Here is a 16,551-nt window from a genome sequence, read left to right as displayed (position 1 = left end):
GGTATTGAGGGAGCAAGTCTCTGCAGCTTAAATGCTACGGTTAAGCCCTCATTGATGAGTTCACGGCGTCTTGCGGAGTCAATATCAAGATGAGCCGTTAATTAATGCGATGCTAATAATCAGAATTAACATCGCATCCAAATTAACAGCGTACTCAAATTAACCTAGAGCTAAGCTGCCCGCTTTAACCGCTTAGATGCGCCCCAATAAGCCAAGCCAAAGTAAACCGCTACCATAGCCCATAACTGTAACCACTGCGGCATAATGCTCTGCCACGATGCGCCCATTTGATTTAGCTCTAACATGGCCATAATCGCGGGAACCGCTGGCACAACTTGTGATACTGCTACAACTGCCTCAGGAATAAGTGCTGTTGGCCACACAAAGCCAGAAACAAACAGGATAGGCATAGAAACCAATAGTAATACTTGAGTCGGTAAATCCCGCCGAGTAAACAAACTACTAAAGGCGATGCCTGCCGCACACGTTGCCAATAAAAAAGGTAACATCAGCAGAGCGACTTTCCCCAAACTTGCCTGTAAGCTAACGTCATACCAATAGTAACAGTAACCAACGTAGTAACTGCTTAATAAGGTATAAATCAACATAAAGGCGACCATACGGCCACAGATAAGTTTAAGCGGACTAACCTCGCGCCAATAGCCTTGTTGCTTCCATTGGCTTGCGCCCAAAATACCTATGCCAATCAGCAACGTCTGGTGCAATATCAATAAGAACAATCCCGGTACCACATAAGGCGTATAACCTAAACTGGGGTTAAAAGCTGGAATACTATTGAGTTTGACCACATTAAGGCTCTGTTTTACCGCTGTAGCATTCCCCCCTTTCGCTAATAACCCCATACGCTGAATATCTTTGCTGATATCTAAACCTGCCGAGACCAAACCTTCAACGACGGCGGAGTAGATCAAGAAGTAACTGGCATCACCGCCGTAGCTTAAGGTAACCCCCTTGCCTAATAACAGATCTTGCCTAAAGTCAGCGGGGATCACGAGCAAACCATGGGCCCGGCCAGTTTCAATCCAGCGCTTAGCCTCATCGATTGAGCCCACCTCTGCTATCACCTCAATTTTAGGGCTAGCATTAGCATCACGGATAAGTTTCCGGCTGAGTGATGAGTGGTCATGATCGATCACCACCACTTGCTGCTCTGTCGGAACTTCATTGAGATAAGGCAAAGGGTAAAGAATCGAGTAAAACAGCACACCACCAAAAACAGTAATAACAATGGTTTTATCGGCAAGAACCGCTTTTAACTCTGACCAAATAAGCGCTAAGAAGCTCATGTTATTGATCCTTAACCGTAGCGATTAGCACTGGATCTTCAGTCACAGAAAAATCTCTTTTCGCCAAGATGCTGATTGGAATAAGTAACAACAGGAATCCCCAATAACTGGTCATTTGCGATAAACTCGCCATCAAGCCTTGGCCATAACTTACCACCGCAATATGAGTTTCAATATAATGGCTGGTGGGCATAATCACTCGCCACCACTGAGCAAGGGCGGGCATCTCATGCACGGGGAATGTCACCCCCATAAATGCAAACGCGGGCGCGAACATTGCGGTACAAAAGCTAATAACTCGGGCGCTGTCTTGTAGGGCAAAAAAGATGGTTAACACCATTAACCACACCGCTAATAACATCACCGTTTGAGCGAGCAATATCACTGCAATACTGCCGGCGATGGGTAACTCTAGAAAAAGATAGACAAGGGCTAAGATAAAGCTACCGTGGAGCAATACTAGCGGGGTGTAAAATAACACCTTTGCCCCTATCACTTTCCATAGTCCAAGCTCTGACCATTGCTCAGTCGTATTCCAACGAAGCTCACGGTTAAGACTGTTAGCAAAGACCATCATCGCCAACAACTGCAGTAGCGCAATAAGCACTGGAGGCACAAGGAAACCTACATAGTTGGTATTGCGGTTAAACAATGCCGTAGTCTGAGCGCTGATTGGGCTTAAGTTAACCGCAACCTGCTCCATAGGCACACCTGCCGCGAGCATTTTGAGCTCACCTAACGGCTTAAGCCCCTCTGCCATCGTCGCCATTAATTGGCTCGATAATAATTTTCCGACCAGCAAAAACTGGCTGTTATAACGGATATCGATAATGGGTGTTTTTGCTGTCAGCAGATCACGATTGAGCCCGTAAGGCAGCACAAGTAAGGCATAAACCTCCCCCTGCTTCATCGCCTCAACCGCGCTCGGTAAGCCTGCATAACTAATTGGCTTAGTGACGGGGTTAGCTTGTAGTTGACGCGCTAAGGCCCGGCTAACTTGGCTATTGTCTAAATCAACCACTGCAACCGGTAACTGCCTTGGCAAGCCTGCACTAAACAGCAACCACAGCCCAATAATACTCAGCAGCGGAATATAGCTTATCAACGCCAACTGCCATGGATCATCTTGCAGAGCTGAGAACTCTCTTTTGAGTGCCTTAATCAAAGACTTAACCTCTTATCCGTTCCAGCTAACCTATAAGGTGAATAGCACCGACATCCCAACCCTTAGATCTTTTATCGTCTCATTCGGGCGCAGCTCCACTTCGAATGTACGCATATCAAAGTCATGACCACTTTCTGTGGCTCGCCAAGTTGCGAAATCGCCCATTACCGCAATATTGGTTACGGTAAACTCAACATCTCGCTCAAGCGCCGGAATCGTCAGTTTTAGCACATCACCTTGTTTAAACTGTTTAAGTAGATCTTCTCGTACCTGGAATACCGCCCAAGCATCTTTCATATCGATCAAACTGACGACAGGAAAGCCACTGGGTGCTAACTCGCCCGCTTGGAGCAAGACTTCGCTAATTTCACCATTTTTTGGAGAGCGCATTTGACTATCAAGCAAGATTGCAGAGACTTCATTCACTGCACCTTCAGCCATTCGAGTATTACCTGCTGCAGCCGCTTTAGTTTCAACTCGCGCACCTTCATCAGTCATCTGGTACATAGCCAGTGCCGCTTGCTCGGTATATTTGGCCGCTTGCCACTGAGTAAAGGCTTCATCTCGCTTCTGTCTTGCCAGTACCCCTTCGTTGAACAGCACTTCTAAGCGCTCATAGGTCGTGCGATATAACTTGGCTGCCGCTTGCGCTTTTAACCACTCTTCTCTTGCGGCTGAAATTTGCTGCTTACGCGCACCATTGTCAGCCTCTTTTTGCATAGCAACTGCGGCATCACGTCCGCCCTCTGCTTGCATCAATTTAGCTTTTAACTCTGGGCTATTGATAGCGAAAAGCAGGTCTCCCTCGGTCACAAGATCACCTCGTCTTACTAACACCTCTTCAACTCGACCAGGGACTTTTGAGGAAACGTTGTATTCGCGCGCCTCTATCTGCCCTTGTAGTAGCTGTGGTTTCGGTGTGTAAGCAAGGATTAAGCCGTATACCAAGGCACCTATTAATACGATAAATGCCGCGGCGGCTAAGATACGGTTAGTGCGCATTGGTGTCCCCTTGCTTAATACTTCTTCCAATAAATTCATCTAGCTGACCGCTTATCGCCATCAGTCTTGCATAGGATTGAACGTAGCGATATTGCGCGCCCAACTGTTGGGTCGCAACCGCATTGAGCTTAAGCTCTGCGTCCACTTTTTCGATTGAGGTTGATAACCCCTGCTTAAACGCAATGTCTCTAAGACGTTTATTCTCTTCAGCCAAGCTCATTGAAGTGTTTAACGACACCACCTCTTCTTGTGCCTGTAGCAACTGGCGATAGCTCTGGTCGAGTAATAAGTTCAAATCCTGTTGAGTCTGCGCTTTGGTATATCTAGCCTGTAGTAGTGCGCTCTTAGCAGCCTCGACTTTTCCGCTGCGTCCGTCTCGGCTCAATAAAGGCACGCTGACCCCGATGCCTAGCATCCAGTCTGGTTCTATCTGTGAAAACAAACTGTCGTCTTCATAAAGAGTGTAATTACCATATAAAAATACCGTTGGTAAGTAGCTGCCCTTCTCTACATCAACCAACCCCTGTGCTTGCGCTTCTTTCGCTTCAAGCAGCTTTAAAGCTGGATGTTGATTAAGGGTCAACTGGGTTAACTGCGGCAAAGAGGGTGATTGGTGCAACATAAATAGTGGCGAGGTGGTATCCACTTTTCGCTCATGCAGCATCATAGATAAGGCGATCATTGCCATCTCTGACTGACGCTTAGCACGGCCATAATTCACCCGAGCATTTTCAAGTGCAACTTGCGCATTAAGGCGCTCGACCTTGGCAATCTGGCCTTGCTGCTCAAGTTTCTCAGCATGTGATGCATGCAAGGTCAGCGAATCAACTAACTCAGATTGCGTACTGGTTAGGGCTTCGGTAACCGCAACGGCATAATAGCGATCGACTAATTGTAGAAATAGATCGCGAGTCGTCAGTTTGAGCTCTTGCTCTTTCTCGGCAACTTCAGCTTCATGAATGGCCTGTGCTGCCGTGATCTTACCGCCAGTGTAGATAGGCCACATGGCCTGTAGGCTTGAGCGGAAAATATCTTGTTCGGTGAAAGGAGTGACAAATAACGAGCCTGGAATACCCGCAAGCGCACCGCCAAGAGCCGGAGGCAATGTGGCAGGGTCAAGAGATGCAAGAGGATTAAGATCGCGCAGATCTAGCTCTATCGGTTTTTCCAAGCGAGTATAGCTGCCCCTTAAGTCGATAGAAGGCAGGTTCATATCTTCACCCGCTCTTCGTTCAGCTTCAGCGCGGTTAACTTCTTGAGCCCCCGCCTGGAGCTTATCGCTGACCTTAATTAGCTGTTGCCACGCCTCGTCAAAGGCCATGGTTTTAGCTTGGGCCGTTAGCGGCAACACTAGCAAAAGAGCACACAGCGAACGTTTCATTAGCACCTCTAGAGTATTTACTCTATTTTTAATGGGTCGATACTATCATTGCATCATCTTGCCTGCTAGGACTTAGTCGATTATTTACTCGCTAAATCCTAGCTTATGAACTTTTATGCGGTGCCACCAACGGTCAACTTGTCTAACTTCAATGTCGGCTGGCCAACACCAACAGGAACACTTTGACCATCTTTACCACATACGCCCACGCCTTTATCCAGCGCTAAATCGTTACCAACCATTGAGATCTGGCTCATCGACTCAGGACCATTACCAATTAAGGTTGCGCCCTTAATGGCTTGGGTGATTTCACCATTTTCAATGAGATAGGCTTCTGATGCCGAGAACACAAACTTACCCGAGGTAATATCCACCTGGCCGCCACCAAAGTTAGGCGCGTAGACCCCTTTCTTAACCGATTTAATGATTTCGGCAGGATCTGACTCACCCGCTTCCATATATGTATTTGTCATACGTGGCATAGGCAGATGTGCATATGACTCGCGGCGACCATTACCGGTTGACTGCTCGCCCATTAGGCGCGCATTAAGTTTGTCCTGCATGTAGCCTTTTAAGATCCCGTCCTCAATCAACACAGTCTTTTGAGTCGGCACCCCTTCGTCATCAATACTCAGTGAACCACGGCGATTAGTCATAGTGCCATCATCGACTACCGTTACTAATTCTGACGCCACTTGCTGGCCCACTTTGCCACTGAAGGCACTGCTACCCTTGCGGTTAAAGTCACCTTCAAGGCCATGGCCCACAGCCTCGTGCAATAACACGCCAGGCCAACCTGCGCCAAGTACCACAGGCATCTCGCCTGCAGGCGCATCAATTGCGTGCAGGTTTACCTGAGCTTGACGTACCGCTTCTCGAGCAAAACCAAAGCAATAAGGTAAGCCGTCGCTATCATCTTCTAATAGCACGCTGTAATCATGACGTCCACCGCCACCAGAGCCGCCGCGCTCGCGCTTGCCGTTCTCTTCTAAAATAACGCTACAGTTAAAGCGCACTAACGGGCGGATATCAGCAGCAAGAGTACCGTCACTCGCTGCCACTAAAATTTCTTCGTGAACACCAGACAGGCTCACTACAACTTGAATAATACGGCTATCTAAGCTGCGGATATAGGCATCAGCTTGCTTAAGCAGCTCAATCTTTTTCACTTCTTCCATCGCAGCAATCGGATCGGAACTGATATACAGCGCCTTACTCTGTTGCTGCTGCCAAGCGTTAACTTGAGCATTACCGCCCGATGTCGCGATTCCACGCGCCGCGGTTGCCGCCGCTTCTAATGCTGCAGGTGTAATTTCATCGGCATAGGCGAAACCGGTTTTTTCACCACTAATAGCACGAACACCTACACCTCGTTCAATATGAAAACTGCCGTCTTTAACAATGCCATCTTCTAATACCCAAGACTCGTGACGACTACCTTGAAAATAAAGATCTGAGAAATCAATTTGATGTTCATGAATACGCTTTAAATAGCTTTGTAGATCATCGATTGCTAGCCCATCTTGTAATAAGCTTTGTCCAACTTGGGTTAAAAATGACATCTATTCTCTCTTTATATTAATTCGATAAAATACGTCGGCAAACCGAATCTCGCTCACAGCAAGTTTCTGTTCGCCCTAAATTTATTGAGCTATTTAAGCTGTGGTGACACAAATCGATTATGGGCCATCACCGGCATTTTTGCCCGAAGCGCTTGCAAGCCTTGCAGATCAACCTCAGCTTGAACCCAGCCAGTCCCTTGTGCTTTTTGGGCAAGGATCTCTCCCCAGGGACTGACTATCATACTTTGCCCCCAGGTCTCTCGGCTACCCTGATTATGTTGTCCCCACTGCGCAGCACCTAAGACAAAACATTGGGTTTCGATAGCTCGAGCCTGTAACAGCACCTGCCAATGAGCTTCACCAGTGACTTTGGTGAATGCCGCTGGCACAGCAATAAGCTCGGCTCCCGCCTCTCGCATCGCTCTAAACAGATCGGGAAAACGAAGATCATAACAGATCACTAATCCTAACTTACCCACTGGCGTATCAACCACGCTAATGTGCTTGCCTGGACAAAACGCATCACTTTCTCGATATTGCTTAGTGCCATCAGTCACCTCAACATCGAACAGATGCAACTTATCGTATTGGCCTAAGACACAGCCATCGACATCAAACACATAGCAGCGATTATAAACGCGATCATCTTCGGCTAAAATCGGGATACTGCCCGCAACCATAACGACCCTATATTGTGCTGCTAGCTTAGCTAAATCTTGCTTGAGTTTGCTATCTTCAGTAGGCATCGCATACTGCAGTTGCTGACTTTCTTCGCCGCCAAACAACAGGCAACACTCAGGCAATACCACCAACTGTGATTCATTGGCCTTTTGAGGTAATGATTTAAGCTGCGACTCGATAAACTGTAGATTCTCGGATACGCTGCGACTGCTTTGACATTGCAGTAGGCTGACTTGCATCTAACTCTCCCTGTTGGCGGCTATCTGACTCAAACAAACTGCCGTTCGATAGATCTTGCTGCGGTAAATCTGATGATTCGCCCTGCTCATCATGAGCGGTTTCAGGCTTGGATTCAATAACCTTAAGTGCTGGAAGCTTGATATCAGCCTTGCTGTTACTGTTGCTGGTATGCTTGTTAGTATTGGCAACCTCAGCGCTATTAAATTGAATATTTGGCGCTGTCACCGACGATAACTGGCTACCTGACGCCGTAACAGTACTTGCTGCAGCACTTTTCTGGTGGCTCCCCTCAACAGGAGCTGGGGTTTCAGTGACCCCAACTATTACTGCATTGGCTTCAGGCAATGTTTGCTGACCTTGAACATCCGGCTGCGGTGATTGCTTGCGTAAAATAGACTCCGGAATTTCTATCTCTTTGCTCTTGCGCTCAAGCTCTTCAAGCTTAGGCTCTGACATAGTGCCCGTCAGTCTAAAGCGGATCTCTGAAATCACCTCAATCACAGGCTCAAGCACTTTAGTCAGTGCAAACGCCCCTAATCCAAATGTCCAGCCCGTGCTCAACAGCACGACAGTCGGAACACTCGATGCCAATTGCGGCACAAAGCGAATATCATAATTGAGGCTTTCGGTCATTAAATCGGTATAGCCACGCACTCGCATGTTTCCAGCAACGGCGTTCATCTCAGTGTCGGTCGTTTTAACCACGCCGTCATCAAGCTTTAGCGTACCGTTAAAGGAGTCAAAATAGAGCCCCTTACCAAAAACATCTGAAAAATCTAACGATAATTTGCGCAGCAAGGAGTCTAAGCTAAACAACGAGAAGATGCGTGCGCCTTTGTCGCTGACCTCAGATAAATGCCCTTTGCCTAACTCAAAACTGACGTCACCATTAAGCGTCTCTAACGAAAACGCATAAGGCGCCCCTGTCCATGAAATATCTGCGGTAACGGCTGTCGGTGCATTCTTAAGCCCGGGGTCGATCCCCAGTTTCTCTGACAGATAATCAAATTTTGTGGCATCCAAAGTTAACTTGAATGAGGTGAGGTTTTTGCCTTGATTCATATCCCAGTCACCACGGCCTTTTAGCTGCACGTTGGGCGTGGTAATTGAGACGGTTTGGATCTCATATGACGCTCCCTTAGGTGTTCCTTGCAGCACTAAGTGGCCTAACGACTTACCATATAATGAAAAATTATCGACATCGATCGCCAATGGCGGCAAGTTAGCCATAATCGTATCAGACTTATAATGCGCATTTTCTTCTGTACGAGATTCTGGTGCCATATGGAACTTACTTGCGACGATCTTTAGTCCTTGATTAACCCAGTCCGGATAAAAGTCGAGACGACCATCAAACTGCTGCGAGTTAACATCGAATCGCCAGGCATGTTCAGTCGGCTCTGCGCTAAAGTGGAGGTCCGTCAGCGGTTGCCCCATAAGATTGAGATCATTTAAATCAGCATCAATTGATACCAAAGCAGGAAAGAAAGCTGCTTTGGTTGTCACGGACTCATCAGTCAACACGCTTGGCGCATCATCTTGACTGATATCGCTTTGACTAACCTCGCCTTGACTCACAAAGGCCTGCACAATCGGCAACCAAGGTGACAGCTCGGTCTTATCTAAATCGATCTGCAAGTGACCCTGGTGCTTACGTAACTTGTCTCCAGGCTTAAATAACCGCCCCAGTAACAAGTCATAATGCGCTAGCGCATTGCCTGAGTCAGCCCCAAAGCCACCCCAAAACTCCATCTGCTTATCCAGCTTAATGCCTAAAGAAGCTTGTTTATTATCACCAATTAACTCGGCAACTAAGTGCTTAGCTTCGCCTTTTGCCTTAGAAAAAGGCGCTGGTAAATTAAGGGCGGCGTCAATAAGATCGGTTTCGACTCGCGCTTGAATTCGGTAACCTATGGGATCGAAGATCAACCTCAAATCACCATTCCAATCAACTTGACCGTCATAATAATCGCTAAGGGGATTATGCAGCTCTGGTGGCAAATCGGCTAATTGCCACTGCCCAGCGAGATCGACGTTCACCCCATAGTTCTTATTCATGCTTTTGGTATTAAAGCTAAATTGCAGCGGCTGCTGATACATAACAGCGTTAAGGTTTGAGCCTGTGACCACATCATTGACAAACTGAATCTGTCCGGTGACCTTATCGAGTTGGATCCCAGGTTCAGCCACGTAAACAGGCGTATCTTTAAAATTAACCGTCCCTTTAATCACCTCACTTTCACCATCGTAAAGTGGAATGCTGAGATCGATCTGCCCGGTAATATCACCACTTATCTGCACTACATCAAGCGTTGCTCCAACAGAATCAACTAACGGTGATTGTTGAATAACGGCATTAGCAGCTTCAGCCTTTGTCGCTAAGTCTACTTTCACTTGCAATAAGCTTCTGTCGCCCAGCGAAGGAATGCCGATATAAGCACCGTCCGCTTTAACATCTAATAACTGGCCTTGATTGACCCGAAGATCCATCGCATCATTTTCAAACAAGGCTGACAAGTTAAGCTGACTCACTGCAGGCCAGGTTGGCTGAAATTCAAAGTTAGCGTTTGTTAACGTAAAATCTGCCTGGAAAATACCATCGTGCTGAGCATAGGGGTAACGACTAAATGCACCATGCCACACTACAACCGCATCATCAGTGTTACCCGCTTTAAGCGCTTGAGTTAGGTAAGTAACCAGCTCGCTACTCATGCCATTTAACGGAAAATATTGATGCACGTTAGCCACATCATTAATATCTATGTTGGCGAGTAAGGCCATATGCACCGCATCGGCAAACTCAAAGCGTACGCCAGCATCAATGTCTAAGTCGGCATTACTAAAGTGTATCTTTGGTAAAGATAGCGATAAATCTGAGAAGTTAACATCACCACAAAATGCATCGCCTTTAAGCTGTATTGGCGCGGCAAAATCACCATTAAAGTCGAGGAGGTAGCTTTGTTCAGGCAGTGAAAATCTCAGCGTGTCATCAAGTATATTCGCTTTGACATCAATCGCAGCAACACCAGGAATGCCATCATAAGCAAGCCAAGCGACGCTATCGAGTTCAAGCGACACTTCAGGCTGTTTCAGCAGCTCACCCCAATGGGCGTTAATGTTTTTAATCTTGCCGGTTAGCTTTAATGCCTGCCAGGTATTTAGGCTATCGAGCTCTACACCGGGAATGAGCGGCAGCAAAGGCAATAACATATCCAGCGCCAGCTGATTTGCAGTCGCATCAATACCTTGCTCTGTTTTTTCGGCGACCAGCGATAATGCAGGCCAAGAGGATTCATTGGTTGAAAAATCAAGTCCATGACTTGTTAATGACCAACCTTGTGCTTTTGGCTGCCACAGGACTGCGCCAGAGTTAATGGTAAATTTCTGCGGTTTTTCATTAAGAAACCACTCTAACCAGCTAGGTTGAAACTCGACCGTTACTCCCTCAATGCTTCTATTTGCAAATCCAGCCCATGCCTGAAGATTGACAACGCCTTCCAGTGGCAGACTTGTTGTCATGTCATATGGATTAGGTTGTCTGGAGGCCCACTCGCCAATATCCAGTGAGCGCGCCGCTAAGTAGAACTGGCCCACTAAAGATTCTGGGCGATTACCATTACCCTTAATATCGACGCTTAATGCCAACTGCTCTACCTCTGAGGCATTTTCATCGAGTACAACCTTGCCTTCAGCTCGATGCCGGCCACTGGTATTGCGCCACTTCATATCTTTAATAAAGATGGGGCGATAATCATGCTCTTTGCTAAGCAACTGAAATCTAGCATCGGTAATTGAAAAGCGATCCAGTTGTTCTAATAACAACTTATAGATCCAATCCGTCTGCATTTGGGTGGTCGACTCGCGAGGCTCAAGCGCCTTTAAACGATCCAGATCTAAGGCGACATTTGCCCCATCGAAGATCACATCCTCGATTTGTGGTGACGCTGTGACTAACGACTGCCAAAAATCAAATTTCACATGCACTTGATTAAATAGCAGGGTGACAGGAAGGTTGTCCTGCGCGGGTAGAACGAAGTTTTTAACCGTTAATGCAGGGCCATATGCCTGCCATTCCGCAGCGAGGTTACCGATGTCCACTTTGACTTGATACTCAGACTCAACAAAACTGATCAGCTCCATACGGACCTGATCAAGTTGTGGTAACAAGCCCCTAAATAGACTGACCATAAGTGCAAACAGCACTAAAATGATGGCGAGAAATTGCCAGCAAAAACGAGTCAAATTAAAAGAGCGCTTTTTAGGTGCGCAAGTCTCTGATGACACTACATTATCACCACATCAAATTTGTTCTGTGCATACATAGGTTCGTTTTGCAGCCTCACTCGTTTACCGATGTAGACCTCCAATTCTCCCAGTAGATGACTCTCGTCACCTTTCAGACTCTGATAAACAGCAGGCGAGCAGTAAACCAAGAACTCATCAGCATCGTAGCCACGATTCAAACGAATGATCTCTCTGAAAATTTCGTAAGAGACAGTTTCAACCGTCTTTAAATTACCCGTGCCGAAACAAGCTGGACATTCACCGCACAATACATGCTCTAAGCTTTCACGAGTACGTTTACGGGTCATCTCCACTAGGCCTAAGCCAGAGAAACCACTGATATTGGTTTTCACTCTGTCTTTAGACAAAGCACTTTCTAAACTGGCTAGCACACGCTTTTTATGGTCGTTATTCATCATATCGATAAAGTCGATAATGATAATGCCGCCTAAATTACGCAGACGTAATTGACGTGCTATGGCATGGGTCGCTTCGAGGTTGGTATTAAAAATGGTTTCTGCAAGATTACGATGGCCAACAAACGCCCCCGTATTGATATCTACCGTGGTCATGGCTTCGGTTTGATCTATGATCAAGTAGCCGCCAGATTTAAGCTCGACTTTACGCCCCAAGGCGCGCTGCACTTCATTTTCGACATCATAAAGGTCAAAAATGGGGATAGGCCCATTGTAGTGCTCAAGCTTATCGGCGATCTCAGGCATGAACTCTTGCGCAAACTGCTGCAGCTCTTCATAAGTTTGCGCTGAGTCGACCTGAATTTGGTCCAGCTCAGTACCCACAAAATCGCGCACAATACGCACAGGTAGGGCGAGGTCTTGATACAATAAAGACACGCCACGGCGCTTGCGTCTCTCGCTAACTTTGGCCCACACACGTCTTAAAAAGCCCGCATCTTGCACGAGTTCATCTTCACCCGCGCTCTCAGCTGCGGTGCGAATAATAAAGCCGCCATCATCATCAACAAAGGGTTGTGTTATTTTTTTCAGGCGAGCCCGAATTTCTTCGGACTCAATGCGTTGCGACACACCCACATGGCTAGAGCCTGGCATAAACACCAGATAGCGAGAGGGTAAGGTGATATCTGTCGTTAAGCGCGCGCCTTTGGTGCCTAGCGGATCTTTAACCACTTGCACCATGATGTCTTGCCCTTGCCTAACAAGCTCGGCAATGTCGCGCACCACAAAATTGCCTTTTTCAACATCGGCAACACATTCGGTATGCGGCACAATATCTGAGGCATGCAAAAATGCAGCCTTATCGAGGCCGATATCAACAAAAGCCGCCTGCATACCCGGTAGTACGCGGCTCACTTTACCTTTATAAATATTGCCAACTAAACCACGCTTCATGCGTCGTTCAATATGGACTTCTTGCAGCACACCATGCTCGACTAATGCAACTCGAGCTTCTGTTGGTGTTACATTGATTAAGAGCTCAGAGCCTATTTTTTTCTGCACTCGGCTTTGCGCGAATCGACTTCTACTCACAACTCACCCCACTTAGGGAAATAGCTAATTTAAAAAGGATTTGGCGTAGATCGTGATCTAGCTAAACGGAGGTAAAATACCGATTAGCCAGTTAAAGTCTGCAAAGAATGATGTTTTATAGCTTGGCAATTAAGGCCTATTTATTACGCTATTTTATGGCTATAAAATTTGCATCTCACACAATAACGCGCGGGTTTCTACCAAAGGTAACCCGACTACCGCAGAATAACTTCCCTCGATAGCTTCAACAAAACTTCCACCCAAACCTTGGATCCCGTATGCACCGGCTTTATCCATCGGCTCACCCGTTGCGATATAAGCTAAGATATCCGCCTGGGTTAGCTGGCAAAACTGCACCTTAGTTTTAACCAGGCGACTCACCGTCTTGGTGCCATCAGTTAACGCCACAGCAGTCATCACTTGATGCTGCAATCCTGACAGACTTGCCAATATTTGCGCCGCATCGGCTTCATCTTTTGGCTTGCCTAAAATGATGTCGCCTTGCACTACGATAGTGTCAGAACCTAACACTACAGCCTGGTTATCGGCGCCACTTTCCGCCCTATATAGCGCTAATCCTGCGAGTGCTTTCTCTTCAGCAAGTCTTAACACAAACGCTTCAGCAGACTCTCCTGCTTGATGACTTTCGTCAATATCCGCCGCTAAAATCTCGAACTCGAATGGACTCGCACTGTTAGTGTTCAAAAAACCTAACTGACCTAACAATTCTTTACGACGAGGCGAGCCCGAGGCAAGTACTAACTTCATAATGAGTACCTTTTTTAAGATTCTAGCTGAGCTAACTTATTCTAGTGATTAACTTAAAGTCATAAGCTAACGTCACAAGCTAACGTCACAAGCTAACGAAGAAAATAACCTAAAACCAATTGTTGCTATCTGACCTTATAAAGACGTCTTACACGGCGTAAAATCCAAAAGATCCACGGCCACATCACAAGGCTAGAAAGTGCTGGATAGAACAAACTAATATCGAAAACGGCGGAGTCGCTAACAAATTGCACCCAAAATACCACTAGGTTATAAAGTGCCACCTGCATAGCCACCAGCAGCGACTGTTGCCACATAGGGAAGTTACGTAAGCGCTGAAAATGCAGTACCACCACATATACGACGACTGACATAGCAAACGCACGGATCCCTAATGTGGCCCCGAGCAAGATGTCTAGCATCACACCCAGCACCCATGCCGTGAGAATATTGTATCGGTGAGGCAGCGCCATCGCCCAATAGATAATGACCAGCAATAACCAGTCGGGACGCCATGCTTCTACCAAATCTGGCAGTGGCATGATTTGAAACAGCATCGCCACTAATAGGCTTAACCAAACGACCCAGCGGCCATTTGCCACATGTAAACTCATTGTGTGACCTCTTGACTCGCCTTAACCGCTTCTTCGACACCCTCAGGCGGCGTGAGTTCAGCACTGTCAGATTCAATATCTGGCCAAAGTAATAATAAATAACGAATTCTATCTAATGCGGCTAACGGCTGAGCAACGACGGTAGCATAGTTCTTACCATCGTCTTTTTCGACGCTGATCACTCGAGCCACCGGGTAGCCCTCAGGAAAACGCTTGCCTAAGCCTGATGACACCAGAAGATCGCCAACCCGCACATCGGTACTCTTAGCCACATGCCTGAGCTCTAATTCATCGAGCACACCTGTGCCGACAGCCATAAGGCGCACATCATTACGGGTAATTCGTACCGGAATACCATGGGTGGTATCTGAAAGCAGCAGTACTCGGCTAGTGAGCTCGCTCACCTGCACCACCTGGCCGACAACACCTTGAGCATCAACCACAGGTTGACCGACAAATGTGCCACTGCGTGATCCATGGTTTAGTACTACATATTGGTGAAAAGGATCGCTGGCGACCTCCATCACCTCAGCAACGACCTTCTTCGCATCCATATGTACCGGAGATCCCAGTAAACCACGTAGACGATCGTTTTCTTGACGCAAATGTTCAAATCGCTGTAAACGCTCACTCATCAGCAGTTGATGACGTAATAATTCTTTATTTTGTTTCGCGAGCATGTTTCGCGTTGCCAAACTTTCAGCAGAAAGATCGAGTAATGCACCAGGAATATTAGCGACATACTGCAACGGACTTAATAACGAAGAGAGGGAGTTACGCACAGGTTCAAGCCTGTCATTAGCGACAAGCAGGATCACCGACATGATAACAGCCAGTGTTAATCTAAATTGATTGGAAATACCGCGAGCAAAAATAGGCTTCATAACAAACTAGGGCGGTTCAATACCGCCCTTTTTAACCGTGGTTAGTTTTCTTCAGAGAACAGGTCGCCGCCATGCATATCGATCATCTCTAAAGCTCTACCGCCGCCACGAGCAACACACGTTAATGGATCTTCTGCGATCATTACCGGAATACCCGTTTCTTGCATCAGTAATCTGTCTAGGTCACGTATAAGTGCGCCACCGCCAGTTAACACCATACCGCGCTCTGAAATATCCGATGCCAATTCTGGTGGAGACTGCTCTAGCGCAACCATTACGGCACTGACAATACCCGATAGTGGCTCTTGTAGCGCCTCTAGGATTTCGTTGCTGTTTAGCGTAAAGCTACGTGGTACACCTTCAGCAAGGTTACGACCGCGTACTTCAATCTCTAGTACTTCATCACCTGGGTACGCGGTACCGATTGTGTGCTTGATACGTTCTGCTGTTGCTTCACCAATCAAGCTACCGTAGTTACGACGTACATAGTTGATAATCGCATCATCAAACTTGTCACCACCGATACGCACTGAAGATGAGTAAACCACACCGTTTAGCGAGATAATCGCAACTTCTGTAGTACCACCACCGATATCAACAACCATAGAACCTGTTGCTTCAGAAACCGGAAGACCGGCACCGATTGCAGCAGCCATTGGCTCTTCAATCAAATACACTTCACGCGCACCTGCGCCCATTGCCGATTCACGGATTGCACGACGTTCAACTTGCGTTGCACCCACTGGCACACACACTAGAACACGAGGGCTTGGACGAAATACGCTATTGTTATGAACTTGCTTGATAAAATGCTGTAGCATTTTTTCTGTGACATAAAAGTCGGCGATAACACCGTCTTTCATTGGACGAATTGCTTGAATGTTTCCAGGCGTACGACCTAGCATCTGCTTAGCTTCAGTACCGACGGCCGCAACCGACTTCTGACCAGAACCGTTTCGCTCTCCACGAATGGCAACGACTGATGGTTCGTTTAGCACTATGCCTTCTTCACGGACATAAATTAGTGTATTTGCTGTACCTAAATCGATCGAAAGATCATTAGAAAAAATGCCGCGTAGCTTCTTGAACATGTAACCAGCCTGTCTCAGTGGAGTCGTAGAAAAAAGAAATCAGGTAACTTTATCATGCTTCTTA

Annotated in this window: 12 protein-coding genes; all 12 read right to left on the bottom strand. The window is 46.9% G+C overall.

Annotation, left to right across the window (positions count from 1 at the left end; translation table 11 throughout):
* Positions 1-170: 170 nt before the first annotated feature.
* Complete coding sequence (locus tag ACVBIO_RS05120; protein WP_447159752.1) at positions 171-1,307, bottom strand: ABC transporter permease; 1,137 nt, start codon at positions 1,305-1,307, stop codon at positions 171-173.
* Position 1,308: 1 nt separating this feature from the next.
* Positions 1,309-2,472: an ABC transporter permease gene (locus tag ACVBIO_RS05115; protein WP_447159753.1), complete on the bottom strand. Its 1,164-nt coding sequence runs from the start codon at positions 2,470-2,472 to the stop codon at positions 1,309-1,311.
* 30 nt (positions 2,473-2,502) lie between these two features.
* Entirely contained in the window at positions 2,503-3,474 is a 972-nt protein-coding gene (locus ACVBIO_RS05110) for an HlyD family secretion protein (RefSeq protein ID WP_447159754.1), read from the bottom strand.
* A complete protein-coding gene (locus ACVBIO_RS05105; protein WP_447159755.1) occupies positions 3,464-4,855 on the bottom strand; it encodes a TolC family protein in 1,392 nt (463 codons plus the stop codon). The genes ACVBIO_RS05110 and ACVBIO_RS05105 overlap by 11 nt, the downstream gene beginning before the upstream one ends.
* Before the next feature lie 113 nt (positions 4,856-4,968).
* Positions 4,969-6,417 carry a metalloprotease TldD gene (gene tldD / locus ACVBIO_RS05100; RefSeq protein WP_447172130.1) on the bottom strand — a complete coding sequence of 483 codons (1,449 nt, stop codon included), beginning with the start codon at positions 6,415-6,417 and terminating at the stop codon, positions 4,969-4,971.
* 89 nt (positions 6,418-6,506) lie between these two features.
* Positions 6,507-7,337: a carbon-nitrogen hydrolase family protein gene (locus tag ACVBIO_RS05095; protein ID WP_447172129.1), complete on the bottom strand. Its 831-nt coding sequence runs from the start codon at positions 7,335-7,337 to the stop codon at positions 6,507-6,509.
* Positions 7,261-11,622 carry a YhdP family protein gene (locus ACVBIO_RS05090; RefSeq protein WP_447172128.1) on the bottom strand — a complete coding sequence of 1,454 codons (4,362 nt, stop codon included), beginning with the start codon at positions 11,620-11,622 and terminating at the stop codon, positions 7,261-7,263. Before ACVBIO_RS05090 ends, ACVBIO_RS05095 begins: the two co-directional genes overlap by 77 nt.
* The gene (gene rng, locus ACVBIO_RS05085) at positions 11,622-13,088 is read right to left on the bottom strand and encodes a ribonuclease G (RefSeq protein WP_447159815.1); all 1,467 of its coding nucleotides are present in this window, start codon (positions 13,086-13,088) and stop codon (positions 11,622-11,624) included. Before rng ends, ACVBIO_RS05090 begins: the two co-directional genes overlap by 1 nt.
* A gap of 201 nt (positions 13,089-13,289) precedes the next feature.
* Positions 13,290-13,898, bottom strand: coding sequence for a Maf family protein (locus ACVBIO_RS05080; protein ID WP_447159759.1), 609 nt, complete (start codon positions 13,896-13,898; stop codon positions 13,290-13,292).
* A gap of 125 nt (positions 13,899-14,023) precedes the next feature.
* On the bottom strand, positions 14,024-14,512 hold the full coding sequence (mreD, locus tag ACVBIO_RS05075) for a rod shape-determining protein MreD (RefSeq protein ID WP_447159760.1): 489 nt from the start codon (positions 14,510-14,512) through the stop codon (positions 14,024-14,026).
* Positions 14,509-15,396 carry a rod shape-determining protein MreC gene (gene mreC, locus ACVBIO_RS05070; protein ID WP_447159761.1) on the bottom strand — a complete coding sequence of 296 codons (888 nt, stop codon included), beginning with the start codon at positions 15,394-15,396 and terminating at the stop codon, positions 14,509-14,511. The genes mreD and mreC overlap by 4 nt, the downstream gene beginning before the upstream one ends.
* A gap of 41 nt (positions 15,397-15,437) precedes the next feature.
* Positions 15,438-16,487, bottom strand: a complete 1,050-nt coding sequence (locus ACVBIO_RS05065; RefSeq protein ID WP_447159762.1) for a rod shape-determining protein — start codon at positions 16,485-16,487, stop codon at positions 15,438-15,440.
* Positions 16,488-16,551: the final 64 nt, after the last annotated feature.

The organism is Shewanella sp. 0m-8 (assembly GCF_052977265.1).
This window is presented reverse-complemented; position numbering and strand designations above follow the sequence as displayed.